Origin of the sequence: Clostridium sp. KNHs205, from assembly GCF_000702945.1 — a bacterium.
Lineage (GTDB): Bacteria > Bacillota > Clostridia > Lachnospirales > Lachnospiraceae > Anaerocolumna.
In genome coordinates this window covers 1,169,089-1,188,116 of record NZ_JNLE01000003.1, presented here as the reverse complement: position 1 = coordinate 1,188,116, position 19,028 = coordinate 1,169,089, and the positions used below count along the sequence as shown (strand labels likewise).

Below are 19,028 nucleotides of genomic sequence, written 5' to 3'. Positions count from 1 at the left end.
TGCCTGCCATTCATGACTGGTATTTGTTGTATTTGTTTCTGCCGTTCATGACTGGTATTTATGGTATTGGTTTTGCCATTCATGACTTATGTTTATGGTATTTATGTCTGCCATTCATGACTTATGTTTATGGTATTTATGTCTGCCATTCATGACTTATGTTTATGGCATTTATGTCTGCCATTCATGACTTATGTTTATGGCATTTGTGCCTGCCATTCATGACTGGTATTTATGTCTGTTATTTGTGCCTTGGTTTTATACCAGGTAATACCCATTAAATATACGGAGTTTTTATATACCATCATAAGATAAAAAAATAATTAAAATTTATATAGAAGCTTCTCTTGAATAGTAGTATAGAATACTTTCTCTCTATTGAAAAATACAAAAAAGAGTAGGTTTGATATAGTTTTTAGCTATACCATTTCTACTCTTTCACTTAGGAGAATTTAATCCAGGCAGTATAATTAGTATGTCTCAATATATATAAATCATGTAAACAGCCCCAGGGCAATTACCTTTATTCTTTAATCTGCATAATCAATAACATGTTTTTTTAGCGCTTCCATATAAGCTTTACCATATCTGCTATGGGGCATATTCTTCTGTTTGATGGTACCCACCCGCATATACTCCTCTACCAGAAGCGGTCTGGCAATTATATTCTCTCCATTAAGCTCCCTACTGATCACACCAGTGCTTACAGTATAACCGTTCAACCCAATGGCAAGATTAAAGAGGGTTGCCCTGTCCCTGACCTTAATATTCTTATTCCGATCAATGGTACTTAGTATCTCTTCTGAAAAATAAAAGGAATTATACTCCCCCTGTTCAAAGGAAAGATAGGGATATTCCTCCAGCTCTTCAAGTGAAATACCTTCTCTATTTGCCAGGGGATGCCTGGAGCTTATAAATACATGAGGTTTTGCCACAAAAAGCTCTTCAAATTCAAGATTATTCTGCTTGATAAGCTTCATAATCACCTCTTCATTTTTAGAGGATGTATAAAGGATACCAATTTCACTTTTCAGTTTACTGACGTCTTCAATAATCTCATAAGTCTGGGTTTCTCTTAGTGTAAAATCATACTGGTTTCCGCCGAATTCACGAATAACATCCACAAAAGCATTTACAGCAAAGGAATAATGCTGGGCAGAGACAGAGAATCTCGGGCTTTGCTTTTTTACATTCAAAAATTTCTCTTCCAGTAAATTTGCCTGCTCCAGTACCTGTCTGGCATAAGAGAGAAATTCATCTCCTGCATTTGAAACAATTATCCCTTTATTGGTTCGATTGAAGATCGTTATCTGCATTTCATTTTCCAACTCTTTTATGGCACTGGTAAGGCTGGGCTGAGAAATAAATAATTCTTTTGCAGCATCGCTTATCGTCCCCTTTTCTGCAACTGTTACCACATATCTTAATTGCTGTAATGTCATTTGCTCCACTTCTCCTTTGGGGTATACTTCTGTTATGTAAAATAAACCTTAGCTATTCCTGTCCAAGTATAAAGTGCCTAAAGTTAAGGAATTACTTTCTATATACGTTGAATATACATTTCCCACAGCACTTTTTATAGAAAGCGCAGGTTAAAAATCTACTTCAGCCTATCTGTTTCTGATAATACAGCTCCGTGAAGCTAAATTATAAACCAGAAAAGCTCTTACTACCTATCATAACCATCCTGCTGCTTACATGCAATAACAATTTACCGCCATTTACAATTAAATAGGATGTGTGTATAATAAGTGATGCTGGTAACTTATAATAGCTTTGTTTTAGAAAGAGGTTACAAAATGAAAAAGAACCCAAAAGGTCATTTAATAAAAACCGTTACACCGGATTCTATCGGTGAAGAAATGGGAATTGAACCCGGTGATTACCTGGTTGCCATAAATAATGAAGAAATTGACGATGTCTTTGATTATCAGTATCTCATCAAAGACGAATATATTGAAATTCTCATCCGAAAAAGCTCCGGTGAAGAGTGGATACTGGAGATCGATAAGGAATATGAAGAGGATTTAGGGATAGACTTTGACAATGGTCTGATGAGTGATTACCGTTCCTGTCATAATAAATGCATCTTCTGCTTTATTGACCAGATGCCGGAAGGCATGCGTGATACCCTTTACTTTAAAGATGATGACTCAAGATTGTCATTTCTTCAAGGTAATTATATAACCCTGACAAATATGTCTGAAAAAGATATAAACCGAATCATTCGATTTAATCTGGCACCGATTAATATATCCGTGCAGACGACCAACCCGGAACTGCGTTGTAAGATGCTTAACAATCGCTTTGCCGGACGTGCTCTTGAAAATCTTGATAAACTATACGAGGGCTGTATTGAAATGAACGGCCAGATTGTACTGTGCAAGAATGTCAATGACGGTGCAGAATTAGAAAGATCCATTAAGGACCTCTCCAAATACCTGCCTTTTATGAGAAGTGTATCTATCGTTCCAGCAGGGGTTACCAAGTTCCGCAGTAAGCTGGAGCCACTTGAGGTCTTTACGAAAGAAGAGGCCGGTGCTGTTATTGATCTGATTGAGAGCTATCAGCAGGGCTTTTACGATAATTTTGGTCTCCATTTTATTCATGCCAGTGATGAATTTTATATTACTGCCGAACGGGAATTTCCTGAGGAAGAACGTTATGACGGTTATATCCAGCTGGAAAATGGCGTAGGTATGATGAGGTTATTCATTAATGAATTTAAAGAAGCCTTAAAGAACACCACCGCTTCAAAAGATTATCCCCACCTGAAAGAAACTGTTCAACGGAATATTACCATAGCTACCGGAAAGCTGGCCTTCAGTACTATCCTATCCTTTGCCCAGGCTATCATGGAGGTATTTCCTAACATTAAGATAAGGGTAGTATGCATCCGTAATGATTTTTTTGGTGAGACTATTACCGTTGCCGGATTAATTACGGGACAAGATCTTATAAAGCAATTAAAAGAACTTAAGGATAAGGACACTGACTTAGGCGACAGCCTCCTTATCCCCTCCAGTATGTTAAGAACCGGTGAAAATGTATTCCTGGATGATGTAACTACTGCAGACGTAGAAAATAAACTGGGTATTGAGCTTGTACCGATTGAATCCGGCGGGCAGGAATTTGTGAATGCCATTTTAAACAAAGATTACCGGATGAACAGGAACAATGAAAATTTTGTTTATGTGAAAGCCTACGAAGATAAATAATCCATCAGGCATGGGAGAGAGTGGGGAAGCGTAAACCCGCTTCTTCAAATTCCTCCCAACCATTTCCCAGGACAAATAGTGTCGTGTCCTCTTCTATAAGCAATTCTCTGTCATAATTCTCCTTCTTATCCGGAACAAATCCCAGGATTACTTTCTGATTCTGATTACCAAAGGCAGCTGCAATTGCTGTAATATCAACCTCTCCAGCTGCAAAAATCTCATGAAGAACCAGATTTCCCTCCTCCTCTTCTGCCACCACATAGGCCTGCTGCTCTTCTACATAGTAAACGGTATTTTTCATAAAAGAAGACAGATAGAACATATGTAGTCCCATATTATTCATTGTCATCTGACCACAGGGCTTACTGGTGGTTATTATCTTTTCCATTTCTTCCAAGGCTTTTTTATCCGAAATAGGAAAAGGACTTACACTACGATTTCCGGTTATGGAAAGCTTCCTGCTATATTGATATTCATTGGCTTTACGGAAACCAAATTTGGGGTAATAGTCCAGAACACTATCATTTGCAAATAGATAGATACCGTCACATTTATCCTTGTAATCCTCTATTACCTTCTTCATCAAATAACCGTTTAACCCCAGACCACGATAGTTCTTGTCCGTCATAACCGTACCGAGCTGTATATATTTTTTAAAACTGCCACTCTGATTAAATTCCATCAGGTTAACAGATACATTTGTAACAATCATGTCATCGACTTTCATGGAGTAGGGTATATAGTTTTTTGTCCAGTAGCCAAGCTTATACCAATCCTCAAATTGAATACCAAAGGTATTTCTGGCAAGGGTATTAAAGCTCTCTCTTAGTATATTATTTTCTTTATAATCTGCTATAAAATCAAATTTTTGGTTCATTTTCTTACCTTTCTCCATCAAATAAAATGCAATCACCTATGGGTCTACCGTCGTCATTTTTACTTACTGTTTGTCTTATGCTTCTTTATTAACCCTGAATAGTTATAGAACGGAATAAACTCATAGTAACTGAAGAATGGCAGAAACACCACCTTATACTCTTTTAAAATTATTTATGTTCTGTCTTTAGCTCTTAATAGATTAAACCACTCCTATAATTCATATTCTTCAATGATACTTCTGGTTCCTACACGTATTGCTGTGAGTATGGTAGTTACCTTTTCACCGATTACTTCAATCTTAGCCGGGGGTGTAGCCAGAATCACCTGTATATCCAAACTGCTAAAGAATTCCATCATTGATGCAATACGTTCATCATCCATTTTATCAAAGGCTTCATCTAACAGCATGATACGAATGGTATTTCCAAAACGGTACAGCTGATCAAAGGAGGCTGCAATTGCTACATAATAAGGTACCTGGGTTTCACTGCCGCTTTTTTCACCATAGATAGCAGAGAACTTCTGTACGGTTCCGCTTTTCTTATGTATTTCAATATCATAGTCCAGGTAGGAACGATAATCGGTATATTCTTCGATTACCTTCTCGCCTTTATCATCCTTGGTTATAAGCTTGGCAAAAAGCTCCGCCATCTCTTCTTTGTACTCTTCTTCAAAAGCCTTCGTCCAGAGATTATATCCCTCCATATTTTTTTCGGAGGTTATCATACGGTACAGACTCTCCTTCTTTTTGTCATAGGTTATTACAAAACGGTAGCTGTCCTCACCATAATAAATATTTTCCAAGGCTTTGTTAAGGCTCTTGAATTCATTTCTGGCATTTTCGATATTTTCACGCATCCTTGCCAGGAAATCGCTGCGAAATACTTCTTCGCAATCGCTTTTCACACGCCTCAGCTGCTCCTCAAAGCGAATCAGTTCTACGGTTTCCAGCTGTCGTTTGGCATCAATATAATCTCTGATACCTTCCATACCACGCAGTAAATCCTGATCGAATCTGTGATTGTATTCCTCCTGCAGTTCTTTCAGTCCATTATTGCCGTTAAGAAGTTCATCTTTGTCCTTTAACAGTATACTCTTACGGTATTGGCACCTTTCCTGAATTGCTTTAGCAGGTCTGCTTTTTCTGTTTGAATGAAACAGTTCTTTTGCTTCTGACATGGAGGCCCCGTCTAAGTCCGCCTTTTCCTCCAGTAAGCTATGCTGGGTTTTATAGTACTGCTGCTTTAGTAAGAGTTCGCTGCTCTTTTGCTCTGTACGGTTCTTTAATCTGCCGTTCTCTCGCTCAAGACCTGTTTTACTCGCATTAAGCTTTGCTTTCTCTATTGTGACAGTTTCAATCTGTTCCATTAATTCAATCAGCGTAGGGTCTTTTCTGGCAGCTTCCAGCTCTGTCTTAAGAACGCCTAACTGTTGCTCATACTGGCGAAGCAGCAAGGGTGCTTCCAGATAGGTATTAAGGAGTTCAATATTGACCTTTTTTTCTGCTTCTAAAACTTCCGAAAGCTTCGTGATTTCGGCTCTTAAGGTTTTCCGTTCTCCTGATTTTTCAGAAAGCTCGGTTCTGGTATTTTCAATCTGTACCCGGTAAGCATTTTGTCCAATATAGGGATTCTTATAGCTTTCCTTGTCCAGATTTCTGATTACATACCCCTGATAGAGGAAACCTTCCGGTGTCATGGCAATCTTATGCTTCTCAAGCTCTGCCCTGTCCTGACAGCGGGTTACACGCCCCAGCAGATAGTTGATATAAGCCTTGGCATAGCTGTTCTCACTATGAACCACATATGCCAGAGAGGAGAGGTCAGCACTGCTTTTCAACTCAATTTTTCTGGTATTGATAATACCTGCGGTGTGAATCTTCGCCATCTTCTTATGATATACTTCCAGGGCGATATTATAGTATTCCGGTTCCACAATCAGATAGAACTTCTGTGTATTCAGATAACCTTCAACGGCATTCTGCCACAAGGAATCCGTAACCTCCAGCAAGTCCGACAGGATATGAACGGGGCTGACAATTCCCCTGGTCTTAAATTCTTTCTCGATTTCCTTCTTCAGTTCACTGGTATGAACAGGATAGGAGAGCTTTCTGTTCTCCAATTCCTTCAGTCTGTTCTGAAGTCCCTCTATCTGCCTGTCAAGTTCTTTCTTACGTGCCTTCAGTTCGCCATGGCTTTCTGCTATCGTATTCATATGGCTGTTAAGCTCTGCCTGAAGCTTTCCTGTTACTTCTATTTTCTTCGCCGCTTCAACGGGTTCAGTTAGCAGCTCCAGTTCTTCCTTTGACAGTATCCTGATATCATATCCGGCTAGTATACTGACAAGACTACGCAGTCCTAGAACTGCCTCAAGGAGTTTCTCCTTCATCTTGCCTGCATCTTTGATATTACGGTTTATTTCTTCAATTCTTGCGTTAGCACCTTCCACCAGCTTGCTGGCTTCATTCTGACGCATTGCCACATTTAAGTCTATGAGCCTCTTATCAACTCTTGCTATTTCTTCTTCTAATTTTCCCGTCTCTTTTTCATTGGACTCTAAATACTGCTTGTCTTTATCCGTCTCTTCTGTCAGCTTATCAATTTCTTCTTTCAGATTCTCTACTTCCGCGAAGATAAGCAGCAGTTCATTCACGGCAATTTCTTTGTCTTTTTTTCTGATTCCGTCATACCTGGAAATAATTTTGCCTAACTGTTCTAACTTGGCAGCTGATTTCTCCATCAGCTCTTCCAGTTCAGACAGGGTCTCTATATTAACCCTGAGACTGCCTACATCAATTCGTTCCTCCGGTAATACAAATTTATTGATAAAGTCCTTTACGTTGTCCATGGGCTTAAAGGCCAGGGATTTGGGGATGATATCAAAGAAACGATCCTCCAGATTTCCCATCCTTCGCTTAAAACGTTCTCTGGCAGCATTCTTCTGCTCTATAAAACGTACTTTTCTTTCCCCTGCAAAGAACTCTTCCGGAAGTGAGGGTTTCGTTCCGTTTAGAAAACTAAGCTCTTCCAGCCTTCCTTCTTCCATATACCATCTGGTGGTTACGGGACTAAGTTCATCAGCTGAGGTCATATGTACACCAAGGACAAAATACTTATCTGTTTTCTCCTCATAAAATTCCAGGGCTACATTTCCGATAACTACATTCTTACGAAGGTAAGTCTCCCCCACGTTACCGACTTTACATCTGACATAACCTCTTAAATCTCTGCTGCCTTTCTCATTGGCAGCCGTATTGAATCTTCTGGTATTAGTGGTTAACACTAACTGTATGGCATCTAGTACCGTGGATTTACCTGCGGTATTCTCACCGCTGATTAAGGTGGAGCCATATATGCTGACGGTTTCATTCTCAAAATAATGCCAATTAATCAGCCGAATCCTCGTCAGTAATTTCTTCTGTTTCTCCATCCTCTTCTCCTCCGGTATCACTGTAGCTGGCTAATCTATCTTTAATCTGGTCGTAGTAAGCACTGACATCCTCCATCTGTACAGCCATAACGATGGAGGGATAAATGATAATCCTTGCATCTGCCTGGGATATATCACTCTCTAAGTTCAGCACCAGATTGTACTTACGAAATGCCGTTATAATAGTACGTTCCATGGATTTATCCATTACGGGTTTGCTCTTTATCTTAAGCATGGCATACTTTTCACGGATTTCTTCCATCAGTACCGTTACTTCCTCGGAAAAGGTTCCAAGCTCCCTGCGTTTCTCCAGATAGAGCAGTCGCAGGAGCAAAAGCATAATGCTCTCATATTTGTTCATGGACAGCCTTCCTGCTCCGAACTGGTTCACAAGGCCGATTACTCCCTGATCTTCATTTATTTTAAGCTGATAACCCAATAATTCAAAATACGGTATAAACAGTTCTCTGTTCTGATACACGAACATATAATCCTTTTTGGTGCTTTCCTTCTTTTTTACCAGAAAGCACTGGTTAAGAAGCCTGTTAGCTGCCAGACGGAACCGTTCCTTTTGAACTACGGATTCTTCGAAGATATTAAACATACCTTTTCCTTACCTCTTCCTATGTATCTCTTTTATATCAACATAAATTATGTATTTAATTCTCATCAATTAAAAATTTTGAATCGATTGTATTCTATAGCTGGAAGCAGTAAAATTATTTTATTTCCATTAAATGAAAGCTTCTGCGCTATTACCTGATCAACCCAATTCTTTGTTAATGGTTGTTGATGATATTATTAATAATTACTGTCACTTGCAGGTAAAATAGATCTGTTGATTTTAACGTCTTGTAACATAATAAATTCCGCTCCTTTCAAGAAATAAGTTATTGTGTAAATATATCTCTATACTTTGATTTAAAGCCGCCAAATGGATAGCAGACAAATTGCAAAAATAGAAACGAACGTGACTTGGAATAAAAGCATGTTTCATGATTTACAATAAGTTGTCTTCTTGTGAAAGACTGACTTTTCTTCGATTATACTTTTACAATCTTAAAATCATGAAAATGGAAACCGTTTTTTTGCACAAGAAGATTCGACCGTTCCACCCGGTAACAGTTGGACCGGTTATTCCCATACAGGCTGATATAAATGATTCTTATCATATCCCTCTTGCTCTCCAGGGGCAGCGCAGAAGCTTTCATACTGCCCTGTTCTGTTAGAAGCTCACTGACATAAGAATCTATGTTATTTCTTGAAAAACGATTTCTGTTCTTTTCCTTAAGGGCTTCTTTATAAAGCTCCCGTTCTTCCTCTGTCAGTATCATACCTTCCTCCAGGTCTTCAACAATGCCTAACTTCTTTGTTACAGATACTGCCCGCAAGGATTCATCATCAATAAAATTCTGGGGATATATCTGAAAGAGCTTTAAGAGGTCTGCTTTGGAATCCTCGTAGATATTCTGATTCTCTGAAGTATTCAGTTCCTGGGCCAGATAATCCAATATCCTGAGTATCTTTCCCTCCATGTTGTTTCCGGTGGACAGAAGGAATTTGGCTCTCATTACTGCATTTTTTAAATATCTGGTGTGCTTTCTGTCAATCTCTTCAATTATCTCATCCAACCGGTAGAAAACACTCTTAACATCCAGGATTAGAGATAACACCAGATCATAGGCCTCTTCTCTTTCCGTTATCTGCTCAATCTCCATATAGCCTGAGACTGCTCCTTCCATAATATCCTGGTTTGAGAGTATTTCCTCCAGTTTACTGATAATGGCACTGCGGAAATATGAAATATTTTCACTGGTCTTCATTCTTAAGTAAGCTTTTGAGCCAATGTTCTTATGATAGTCAAAGAAATGCTCCAGCACCTGTGCCGCTCCCATTTCACTGGTCTGGCGTTCCATATGCCGCTTAATGCTGGCATTTAATTTCTTTAATTCAGAAATCAGTCGTTCGGTATTCTCACTTACTCCCTTAAGAATTAGCTCATAAGGCCTTGCATACAGTTCCTTATTCTGAAGAGCCGCATGTATCTGGGAGATAATCCCCTGATACTCGGTCTCTTCTTCTTTAATAATCCGTTGAAAGCTTTCAATTACTGGAACGGTATACTCAAACAGAAGGACGTTAATCTGATGATTATCACCCTGCTCATATTCAATCCAGCCTGTATCCCTCAGGGTCTTAATTACACCATTCGCTTTTGCTCTGGCATCAAAGAGTACCGTATCCTCGTCTTCTAATACCATCTCATGGTCATCATATTCAAAATATCCCTCTAAGGCAGACACCAGTATCTCCCTGCTGATGCCATAGGATATTTCAGCCTTAAAAGTATTAAATATCAGTTGTATGCAATCCGCATACTCCCTTTTGTACTTTCCCGTAAGTGGTTTGAAAAAATCATCAGGAAGGCACTCAAACAGGTTTTTCATATAGTTGTTCCTTACTTGTCATATTCCCCGTATTCACAGCCGGTATGTCTCATATCTATTTCATCAATAAGTATTCTTCTGCCGTTATACTTTTCATATAGTTTGATTCTGCCATATCCGGTACCGCCATTCCATAGCTGGTTATGCAGTTTCTTTCCGTTAGGAGCTTCATAATTAATTAGCAGCATCTCTTCTTTCGGACACTTCAATACCAGTTCCAGTTCGGAATCTTTATTAACAGCCTTAACCCTCCAGGTATTGGTTCTTTTACCTTCCTCAAATTTGTAAATGGTCTTGGCACCTGTCCAGAACCTGGAGAAATTATAGTCATACATTTTTCCTTCATAATATAGACCGCCAAGAAGTTTTCTTTCCATAGGAATTCCAAATACCTTAGGTCTTCCTCCGCCGAATTCAACAGCAGAATTCGAAAGTGTCTTTCCAGATATTCGGCTCTTTAGATCACAGCTGCTAATCCAGAGCCAGGGCGATGTAAAGTCCTGTCCCCAGTTCTTATCTGCATAACCGTAGGACTTCTCCGGAATTACATCGTATATTTCACCATCTAAAATAACTTCACCGCTATACTCTGTTTTGATTCCTTCCGCATGCCAGAACATCTCAAAGGCATTCAGCTCTCGAAAGATTCTGGAGGCACCATAACCTACGTGATAGGATATCTTTTTATTTATGGACAGATCCCATTCCATGGTACCTGCATTACACATATATTCCGGATGGGCTTTTGCTTCTTCTTCGGTAACCTTGCATTTGCCGTCCATTCTGGTTTCAGTTAGAAGACAGTTACCGATTCTTACATTCAGGAACGTATCAGAAGAGGTAAATTCAGAAATTGGATAGAAATTATGAATCTGCTTTGCACCTGTTCCCCAAACCCCGGCTTTTATCAGCGCATAGGAGGGTCTTCTGTTAACAGCCCTGTTCCTTGGCAGCTGCCCTAATATAGGCGTATTTCTGCTCAGTGCCGGATTGCAGACATAGTACTCAATAAAGAAGGATTTTTCCTCCCCGGTTTTCCTGCTGTAACCGGTAAAATTATGCCACCACCAGTCATACCCCTGGGTTGCCAGAGGCCCTTTTAACATATAGAGATTCCTGCGTAAGTCTGATTTGTTCATTACTCCCAATTACCTGTCCCTTCCTTTAATCTTTTGCTTTATTAGTTGAGCCACCCTTTTCATTTTGTTTATTACAACACTGTCTTCTATTATATCATTAATCTTTGGATTTGTCAGTAAATTGGCCTGAATCTCCTGTTGTGCAGATCCTGGGGATAATAAGTTCTTTTGTGCCAATCGGATTACGGAACAAGTGCGCAAATTCCTTTCTGTTCTATCATGTTTCAAATGGCTATAAAATTATTATCGAATTAAATATGGTTATCATATTTATTTTTAAATAGACAAATAGAAAATTTCTTTGTAAGATGCTAGATAGGTATTTACGACACTTGGAGGAACTTATGAAGACACAGATGAAATTTGACTTAAAAGACAAAAAAAGAATTCTTGCCGTACTGGCTGCCGTTATTATAATGGGATTTTCACTATCCTTTCTCATCCGGCTGAACTTTGGCACAGACCCCTGCTCCAGCATGAACCTCGGTATCTCAAATAAACTATCCATATCCTTTGGAAGCTGGCAGGTTATCTTTAATTCCCTGTTATTTATTATTGTAATCTTATTTGACCGTACGCAAATAGGCTGGGGAACACTGGCCAATATGCTTTTAGTTGGATACTGTGCTGACTTTTTTACCTGGCTGTTTGATCAGATACTTCCGGCAGGGGCCTTCCACAGTCTGCTTGTTCGTATTATCGTTCTTATTCCGGCACTGATACTGTTTATCCTTTCAGCTGCTGTATATATGGCTGTGGATCTGGGTTCTGCTCCTTATGATGCAACTGTATTTATACTGGCCACACGCTTTAAGAAGATTCCGTTTCGAGTAATCCGTATGGCTTGGGACATAACAGCTTGTATCATTGGTTTCTTAATGGGCACTACCATCGGAATTATTACTGTTGCAATAGCCTTTTTACTTGGTCCTGTAATAGCCTGGGTGAAAAACAGATTGGATAAAGTGTTTATTCAAACAGCTCAGGCAGGCTGACAGCACATGGTATGTATCTTTACTTACTAAATATAAAAGCCGTAGATTGGCATATCCACTGTTATTGGATATGTCCTCTACGGCTTATTTTTACTTTTTAACTTTCGCAAACCTCCATCTGGTTTTTCTCTAATAGTAATCCCAATATTATTATCTGTTAATATTCATATTTTCAATTGCAGTTGAATTGGCATTGTAGAAAGCTAAATCCACTGACTTTACATACTGGCTTAACCTGCCCATTTTAAAGGTTCCGTCATATTGACCCGTTGCTACAGCATTAAAATCAGATATATCCCCCGGTTCAAAACGTTTGATATGCGATATCAATATTTGCGCAATCTGTCTGGCACACGCATATCTGTTCGGATAGAAGGTTGTAAGATCAGCTCCCATTGCATGATTGATATAAGCTCCTTCCGGCGTATAGGTGGAGTGGGCATATAAATCCGTAACGGAATGCATTGCCATACCGAAAACAAATAATGCTTTGTTTCTTTCATTTACCGTATTTCCGCCTAGCAAGGTAGACCAGGATTTTCCGTTAAACCCGCTGGTAGTCAGGTATGTATCAATTCCATTCCTGTCAAATCCGGTCAGGTAAAGAGGCACCACCGGAGCAGTATTGTTATATAAACCGACTGCTTTATGTGTCAGATAAAGGTAAGATGCCAGGTAATTAGACTGATATATGGAGCCTGTCTGTTTTGTCATAAACCCGTGGAACTGGGGATATGAATTGAAACCTGAAAGTTCATTATCTGCTACAATTGCTCCTAATTTTACAACCGCTATAGCACCATCTGTCATAGGATTACCGGATTCAGAGCTGTTTTCTTCTGCAAAAGCGTAATGGGCATCTGACAGCCAGCTTCCCTTCACATAATCCACAGCGTTAAAGGAGTACACATAGTGGGTATTTTCCGGTAATTCACCTTTTGCCTGCGCCTCTTTCAGTATATTATCAAGAGATTTTTCTTCTGAATAGGCAGCCTTAAATGTATCATACTGTTCCATCGCATATTCCACATCCAGTAACCCATATCCGTATTCCTGGGGATTACCATACAGATTGGCACTGTAATCAAGGAGCTTGCGTATGAACTCACCGGATACCGTTAAATCCTTCTGCCAGAGCAGGGAAGCAGCCCCTGTTACATGAGGTGCAGCCATGCTTGTTCCGGAGGCTACCAGCATTCCGCCTAAATCACCTATTGTTAATACCTGCTCACCGGGAGCCATTAATTCAATTTTACTGCTGACCGGACTGCTTTTACTGCGGATTCCCTTACTGTTAACTGAGCCTACTGCAATTACCTCATCATAAGCTGCAGGATACTCAAGCTTTCCTTTATTACCGGCTGCTGCAACAAGTAATATTCCTTCATTATGTGCATCCTTTACTGCCTTCTTCAGTGCTTCTGAATCAACATTAGTACCAAAGCTGATATTAATAATATTTACCTTTCTCTCGATTGCCCAGTATATAGCTTCTATTACACGGCTGACAGGTGCTGAATTATTCCTGTCAAGAACTCTTGCCGAATACAGTTCAACATTGGGGTTGATGCCTGTAATCCCTATATTACTGCCATTTGCAGCAATAATACCCGCCACACTGGACCCATGACCAAGACTGTCTTCATAAAGAACGGATATGCCGTCTTCCCCAGGTATAAAATTCTTTCTCATATAAACTTCAATATCTTCGGTATAATCCACACCGGAATCAATTATTGCAACCTTAACCCTGTTACCGGTGTAAGAATTGGAACTGGAGGCAAATACCTGAATTCGTGCAGGATCTACATTATTCCTTTTAAGGGTATCTGCTTTAATTGCTTTTATATTCCATTCACCCTCTGTATCCCTTATAGAGAGCTGCTGTACCTTTTTAATCTGCCTTTGCTTTGTATACGGTTCTTTCAATTCTCTTTTGTAATCCTTTTCTCTTTTCATTGATTTTCCTCCTTTCAATGAATATCCATTACTATGTTACATCTGCATATTATCATATAATTTGCAAGTGTGCCGGCTCTTGCAGTAAATGATACGATTTATGTAATAAACAGTATCTCTTTATGAAAGATTAAAGGAACAGCAGGGCCGAAGCTCTAAAAATCCCCCCTGAATGTTCCAGTTTAAGGATCCCTCCGTATCTTTCAACTACAGTTCTTACATTTTCCAGACCTACACCGTGGATTTTCTTATCCTCCTTTGTAGTTACCAGTTTATCCTTATCATATAGAATTAGATTGTCATATTGATTTTTGATATCAATTATTAGTCTGCTTTTATCATAGCGGATTGCTGCTTCGATGATTCTTTTCCCTTTCTTTAAGAAAATACTGGCCTCTATGGCATTATCCAACAAATTACCCAATATAACCGTAAGATCACTGGATTTTATCGGCAGCTGTTCCGGTACATATAGTTCTGCAGCAATACACACTCCTTTATTTCCAGCTTCCTGGAGTTTAAAATTCATGATACTGTCAATAACAACATTCCCTGAATGAGTATAGTGATATATATCCTCGTTTTCCTCTAACAGTTCCGATATGTATTCCTTTAATTTCTCCATCTCACCGCCCTCTGATAAGGAATGAATGATGGACAGATGATTCTGTAAGTCGTGGTGGAGGGCCCTTGTATTAACCAGGGTAGTTTTCATTAATTCAAATTGACGTTCATAATAACTATTTATTTCATGATACTTATCCTTTTCATTTCTTTCAAACAAAATACCCATATAACGAAATACGATATATGTTAGGAACATAATGATAAGGATATAGATTGCATTATATAATATAACCCCCATTTACATCACCTCTCTCTCATATAGCAGCTGCTGTTCAAGGACTTGCTTTCGTCTTTGCTGACTGATTGGAAGAATTGTATGGTTGGTCATTACTATTTCCTTATGGCCGAATTTCGTTATATGGGCATAATTAACAATATAGGATTTGTGGATATACAGGAATCGGTGTTTTTCCACCTCTAAAAACACTTCCTCTAAACTGGCGTAAAAATAGATTTCAGAATCTGCCGTAATTATTTTGACCCTTCTATTGTCCGCTTCAAAATACAGGATGTCTTTTATCGGTATTTTGCAGACCTTATGATTTTGTTTATATGTATAGAAGTTATTGAGTTTTCCTGACAATTCCATGGCCTTTTCAATGTCCTTTATTATCTTTTCAGGCTTTAATGGTTTATGCAGAAAATGCATAGGCCTTACCTCAAATAATTCCAGATAATAATTGTCTTTTCCCGAGATGTAGACGATCTGTACCAAGTCATTCTTCATCTCATCCCTGATTGTCCTGCCAACTTCAACGCCATTGATATTTCTTAATTCAATATCCAAAAATATTAGATCATATACCTCTCCCCCTTTCATAAATTGACAGAGCTCTTCACCCGTATAATAAATATCTACTTCTACCTCATTTAAGTTAGCTTTTGTATAATTTAAAATTACCTGTTCAATTTCCGAACAGATATATTGTTGATCATCACATATGGCTATATGGAACATTTATTCACCCTTCTTTCTACTACTTATAACTGATAGCTTGTAATTTTCCAATTATTATATTAACGCATTTTCCTTATATTTACAATAAAACCAATTCTACAGTATATAAACAACTAATCCTATTGTACACAAACAACTAATCCTACAGTACACAAACAGGTTTTTAAGATTCAGGTTTCTTTCTTCATTTTGTGATTTCAAATGCCAGAAAGAATACTGTTTTTTATTTCTAAACACAAAAAAAAATGAGCATCATGGGATACTCATTTCTAAGAGCTGGGCTACAAGGATTCGAACCTTGAGATGCTGGAGTCAGAGTCCAGTGCCTTACCGTTTGGCGATAGCCCATTATTCATTTTTTGTGTTTCTTCTGACATCCACTGTGTCAGCCACGAATGATATTATAACTCATAAAATAACAAAAGGCAAGTACTTTTTTAAAATTTTTTTATTTTTTTTAATTATTCAAATTGTTTATGCGGAATGCATTTATACCTGCAATACCTGATATATTATACCCTGTTTTCTGTAAATTATTGCTTATACAGGATAAGAGATTATGGCAGCTCAATTATTCGCTGACATAATCTCCAAATATGCTCACTCCCCATAAGCATTATCCTGTATCGTTTAACTACTCACCCTCATCAATGTTAGTTAACACAAATTTGCATAAAAAAAGATCTCCTTCGGAAACTGGCTGTCATCTGAATTAGTTTACTCAGGAAGACCCTATAGTTTTGCGTCCCTGCTTTTCAACAGGTTTGCCTTTTTCGTTGAAACCAACGTATTGCCGTTATCACTTTTTTTACTGTTATAGATTTTATCACATTTTTTTTGAAATGTAAACACTATTCTATTATTACCAAATATTTGTAATACGTACCTCACATTTATATGAATACTGCCAATTCTACTGGCATTCCTGAAATACTTAAGTGTTGTAAAAAGACATGACTTGTTATTGTGTATCAACTGTGTTACGATTTACAAAGAATAAAAAGAAAGGATACTTATCAAACTTATGAAACCTTATGCAAGAAAAGCCCAATATTATGAAACAGACCAGATGGGTATCATTCACCATTCGAATTATCTTCGCTGGTTTGAAGAAGCACGCATTGATTTTATGGAGCAGATGGGGTTAAGTTATGCTGCCCTTGAACAATTAGGTATTATGATTCCGGTTTTAAACATATCCTGTATTTATAAACAGCCTGTACGTTTTAACAATAATATTCTTATACATTCTGTCATAAGCTCTTTTAATGGTATTAAAATGTCAATTACCTATACCATTACAGATACGGAGGACAAGGTTACATATTCTACAGGCGAAACTGAACACTGTTTCCTGAATAATTCCTTTAAGCCGGTTTCTCTTAAAAGAGATTATCCTGAAGTCTTTGATATTTTCAACAATTGTAAAAAAGGGAATGCAGACGAATAATCCTCTGCACTCCCTCTATCCTGGTTCTCCCCTTAGGCTTATGAACGTATTATAGATATCAATAATACCATATCCCCACTCTCTGTTAGGGTAAGTATTATTGGGATCTCTTCTGGCACCTCTTATTAGCAGATTCTTGATTTCAACACTGTCAAGCTGTGAATAATAACCTGTTTGAATCCCCCACTGAAGTAACATTGCGGTTATGCCTGCTGTATGGGCTGCCGCCAGGCTGGTTCCGGATCTTCTTCCGTAGGTACCTCCCGGCTCCGGCCCTACAAGATTCACGCCAGGTGCAGCAAGACTTGGATTTACGGCTCCCAGCCGGGTGAAGCCTCTCCCTGCCGGCAGAAACAGGCTGTTGTTCGTATGGTCATAGGCTGTTACTATAATTGGTATAACTGTATTTCCCGGAGAGGTTATGGTAATAAAGGGATCCGGCTGAGTAAAATACGTTTCTGTGCCTATAAAGTCTCTAATCGGAAGCCATATATTAAATTCCGAATTCAAATCCCCACTGGAATATACCTTGAAGCGCCAGATTCCTTCAGTCGGCCTGTCAAAATTTACAAGTATAAGCTGATCACCGGTTTGGGTTTCCAGTAGAAAATAATCAACAAAAATAACCGTTTCTTCAAATATAAAACGGATTTCTCTGGATTCGCCAATTCTTGCAGGTATTCTGGGTATGTACTCTCCTGTGGGGGATAAAATATCAATGGAGAAAGTTCCAGGAGCAGCTCCCCATAACTGCATGGAAAATCCCGAAACATTAGGACCCACCCTAAGCTCCACCATATTCGTCTGATCACCGCCTCTATTTATGACTCCTTTAAAATGATGACCAGAATTCCCTTCATTTCCTGCAGCTATGGATATTACAATACCCGGCAGATCTGCTAATACAGAGACATAGCTTGCCAATGCTCCTCTCCCGTCATGGGACCCTTGTGACGTTCCAAGCCCTATACAGATTGCTATCGGTTTAGAAAGCCTGCGGGCCACCTCCACCAAATAACGTATGCCAAACATAATATCATTTTCCTGGTAACTTACTGCGTCTGCCGGAACACGGAAAAAACTTTTAGAACTTTGCTTTGCCTGCTTTAATTTCACTACAACAAGATCAGACATTGGTACCACACCAGAGAAATTATTTTGAAGATTCGGGGTTCCGGCAGCAATTCCAGCCATAAATGTACCATGTCCTAATTCATCCGTTGTCGGTACTATTGACCTTGGGTCAGCATTTGCCAGTGCCTCATTTAACTGTTCTCTGCTATATTCTGTTCCATAATAATAGGTATCCGGGAATGCATCGCTTTGTATTGTCTGGTCCCAGATTGATGCAATTCTGGTAGTCCCATCTGCGTTTCGAAAGGCTTCATGGGTATAGTCAATTCCGGTATCTACAACTCCAATAAGAACGCCTTCCCCATTAAGAGCAAGAGTAGGAACATTCCTCACTCGTACAACCCCTGAGGCCTCCAAACTGCTAACATCCATTAAGCCGTATAGATTGGGAAAGATACCATAACCATAAGAATGCATCAAGTCATTGGTTGATACTGCTGTTGTTGGCATATAGACGGCGGCATATGTTTCATTTATAATGTTATAACAGATATTGGGGATTGAAGCTAAGGTATTAATATCTCTTCTATATTCAAAAATAAAATCGCTGTATTCTTCCCCTATTATCCAATCCCTGCAATTTTGGTCCAAAATTATTTTCCCTCTAACTAAACTTATTTAAATATATGATTTGTAATCGGGTTTATTCTTTTTTAGATAAAACCATATAAAAATAACTGATGATAATACAGCTTTAAATAATTGTAAAATTATTTCTGTTAGGATTGTAGCCTGGTTCATAGGGTGTTATAATATTTGAGACTATTGTATTCTATCAAAATGTTAGTCCTGG

General features: G+C 38.7%; 13 protein-coding genes, 1 tRNA gene and 1 riboswitch. Of the genes, 3 read left to right on the top strand and 11 right to left on the bottom strand.

The window, feature by feature from the left end:
- Positions 1–530: 530 nt before the first annotated feature.
- Complete coding sequence (locus tag BR73_RS0105175; protein WP_033164654.1) at positions 531–1,442, bottom strand: LysR family transcriptional regulator; 912 nt, start codon at positions 1,440–1,442, stop codon at positions 531–533.
- A 357-nt stretch (positions 1,443–1,799) separates the two neighbouring features.
- Here BR73_RS0105175 and BR73_RS0105170 point away from each other — a divergent pair, with 357 nt between their 5' ends.
- A complete protein-coding gene (locus BR73_RS0105170; protein WP_033164653.1) occupies positions 1,800–3,218 on the top strand; it encodes a DUF512 domain-containing protein in 1,419 nt (472 codons plus the stop codon).
- 4 nt (positions 3,219–3,222) lie between these two features.
- Here the strand turns inward: BR73_RS0105170 and BR73_RS0105165 are convergent, their stop codons facing one another.
- From BR73_RS0105165 to BR73_RS0105145, 5 genes are all read right to left on the bottom strand, one after another.
- On the bottom strand, positions 3,223–4,095 hold the full coding sequence (locus tag BR73_RS0105165) for a GNAT family N-acetyltransferase (protein WP_051684983.1): 873 nt from the start codon (positions 4,093–4,095) through the stop codon (positions 3,223–3,225).
- Positions 4,096–4,307: 212 nt separating this feature from the next.
- Positions 4,308–7,526 (bottom strand): SbcC/MukB-like Walker B domain-containing protein, encoded by a 3,219-nt coding sequence (locus BR73_RS0105160; RefSeq protein ID WP_033164651.1) that lies wholly within the window; start codon positions 7,524–7,526, stop codon positions 4,308–4,310.
- Positions 7,483–8,130, bottom strand: a complete 648-nt coding sequence (locus tag BR73_RS0105155) for a DUF4194 domain-containing protein (protein WP_033164650.1) — start codon at positions 8,128–8,130, stop codon at positions 7,483–7,485. Before BR73_RS0105155 ends, BR73_RS0105160 begins: the two co-directional genes overlap by 44 nt.
- A gap of 439 nt (positions 8,131–8,569) precedes the next feature.
- Positions 8,570–9,973, bottom strand: a complete 1,404-nt coding sequence (locus BR73_RS0105150) for a Wadjet anti-phage system protein JetA family protein (RefSeq protein WP_033164649.1) — start codon at positions 9,971–9,973, stop codon at positions 8,570–8,572.
- An 11-nt stretch (positions 9,974–9,984) separates the two neighbouring features.
- Positions 9,985–11,112, bottom strand: a complete 1,128-nt coding sequence (locus tag BR73_RS0105145; protein ID WP_033167106.1) for a tocopherol cyclase family protein — start codon at positions 11,110–11,112, stop codon at positions 9,985–9,987.
- 344 nt (positions 11,113–11,456) lie between these two features.
- On the opposite strand from BR73_RS0105145, the gene BR73_RS0105140 reads away from it, so the two are divergent.
- Positions 11,457–12,107, top strand: coding sequence for a membrane protein (locus BR73_RS0105140; protein WP_033164648.1), 651 nt, complete (start codon positions 11,457–11,459; stop codon positions 12,105–12,107).
- 150 nt (positions 12,108–12,257) lie between these two features.
- Here the strand turns inward: BR73_RS0105140 and BR73_RS27145 are convergent, their stop codons facing one another.
- The 4 genes from BR73_RS27145 to BR73_RS0105120 all read right to left on the bottom strand — a co-directional run bounded on the left by BR73_RS27145 (position 12,258) and on the right by BR73_RS0105120 (position 15,999).
- Positions 12,258–14,066 carry a S8 family peptidase gene (locus BR73_RS27145; protein WP_051684982.1) on the bottom strand — a complete coding sequence of 603 codons (1,809 nt, stop codon included), beginning with the start codon at positions 14,064–14,066 and terminating at the stop codon, positions 12,258–12,260.
- A gap of 130 nt (positions 14,067–14,196) precedes the next feature.
- The gene (locus tag BR73_RS0105130) at positions 14,197–14,931 is read right to left on the bottom strand and encodes an ATP-binding protein (protein WP_033164647.1); all 735 of its coding nucleotides are present in this window, start codon (positions 14,929–14,931) and stop codon (positions 14,197–14,199) included.
- Positions 14,932–15,651: a LytTR family DNA-binding domain-containing protein gene (locus BR73_RS0105125; RefSeq protein ID WP_033164646.1), complete on the bottom strand. Its 720-nt coding sequence runs from the start codon at positions 15,649–15,651 to the stop codon at positions 14,932–14,934.
- Positions 15,652–15,927: 276 nt separating this feature from the next.
- Positions 15,928–15,999 (bottom strand) — tRNA-Gln (locus BR73_RS0105120).
- Between the two features lie 340 nt (positions 16,000–16,339).
- A riboswitch (cyclic di-GMP riboswitch) is annotated at positions 16,340–16,430 on the bottom strand.
- 245 nt (positions 16,431–16,675) lie between these two features.
- Between BR73_RS0105120 and BR73_RS0105115 the strand changes: the two genes are divergently transcribed.
- Positions 16,676–17,101 (top strand): thioesterase family protein, encoded by a 426-nt coding sequence (locus BR73_RS0105115; RefSeq protein WP_033164645.1) that lies wholly within the window; start codon positions 16,676–16,678, stop codon positions 17,099–17,101.
- Positions 17,102–17,116: 15 nt separating this feature from the next.
- On the opposite strand, the gene BR73_RS0105110 is transcribed toward BR73_RS0105115, so the two are convergent.
- Positions 17,117–18,826, bottom strand: coding sequence for a S8 family peptidase (locus BR73_RS0105110; RefSeq protein ID WP_051684981.1), 1,710 nt, complete (start codon positions 18,824–18,826; stop codon positions 17,117–17,119).
- Between the last annotated feature and the right edge of the window lie 202 nt (positions 18,827–19,028).

Coding starts and splice junctions, on each gene's coding strand:
- BR73_RS0105145 (WP_033167106.1), bottom strand. CDS start 11,112: ATGAACAAATCAGACTTACGCAGGAATCTCTATATGTTAAAAGGGCCT.
- BR73_RS0105130 (WP_033164647.1), bottom strand. CDS start 14,931: ATGGGGGTTATATTATATAATGCAATCTATATCCTTATCATTATGTTC.
- BR73_RS0105155 (WP_033164650.1), bottom strand. CDS start 8,130: ATGTTTAATATCTTCGAAGAATCCGTAGTTCAAAAGGAACGGTTCCGT.
- BR73_RS0105115 (WP_033164645.1), top strand. CDS start 16,676: ATGAAACCTTATGCAAGAAAAGCCCAATATTATGAAACAGACCAGATG.
- BR73_RS0105170 (WP_033164653.1), top strand. CDS start 1,800: ATGAAAAAGAACCCAAAAGGTCATTTAATAAAAACCGTTACACCGGAT.
- BR73_RS0105140 (WP_033164648.1), top strand. CDS start 11,457: ATGAAGACACAGATGAAATTTGACTTAAAAGACAAAAAAAGAATTCTT.
- BR73_RS0105165 (WP_051684983.1), bottom strand. CDS start 4,095: ATGAACCAAAAATTTGATTTTATAGCAGATTATAAAGAAAATAATATA.
- BR73_RS0105125 (WP_033164646.1), bottom strand. CDS start 15,651: ATGTTCCATATAGCCATATGTGATGATCAACAATATATCTGTTCGGAA.
- BR73_RS0105175 (WP_033164654.1), bottom strand. CDS start 1,442: ATGACATTACAGCAATTAAGATATGTGGTAACAGTTGCAGAAAAGGGG.
- BR73_RS0105150 (WP_033164649.1), bottom strand. CDS start 9,973: ATGAAAAACCTGTTTGAGTGCCTTCCTGATGATTTTTTCAAACCACTT.
- BR73_RS27145 (WP_051684982.1), bottom strand. CDS start 14,066: ATGAAAAGAGAAAAGGATTACAAAAGAGAATTGAAAGAACCGTATACA.
- BR73_RS0105160 (WP_033164651.1), bottom strand. CDS start 7,526: ATGGAGAAACAGAAGAAATTACTGACGAGGATTCGGCTGATTAATTGG.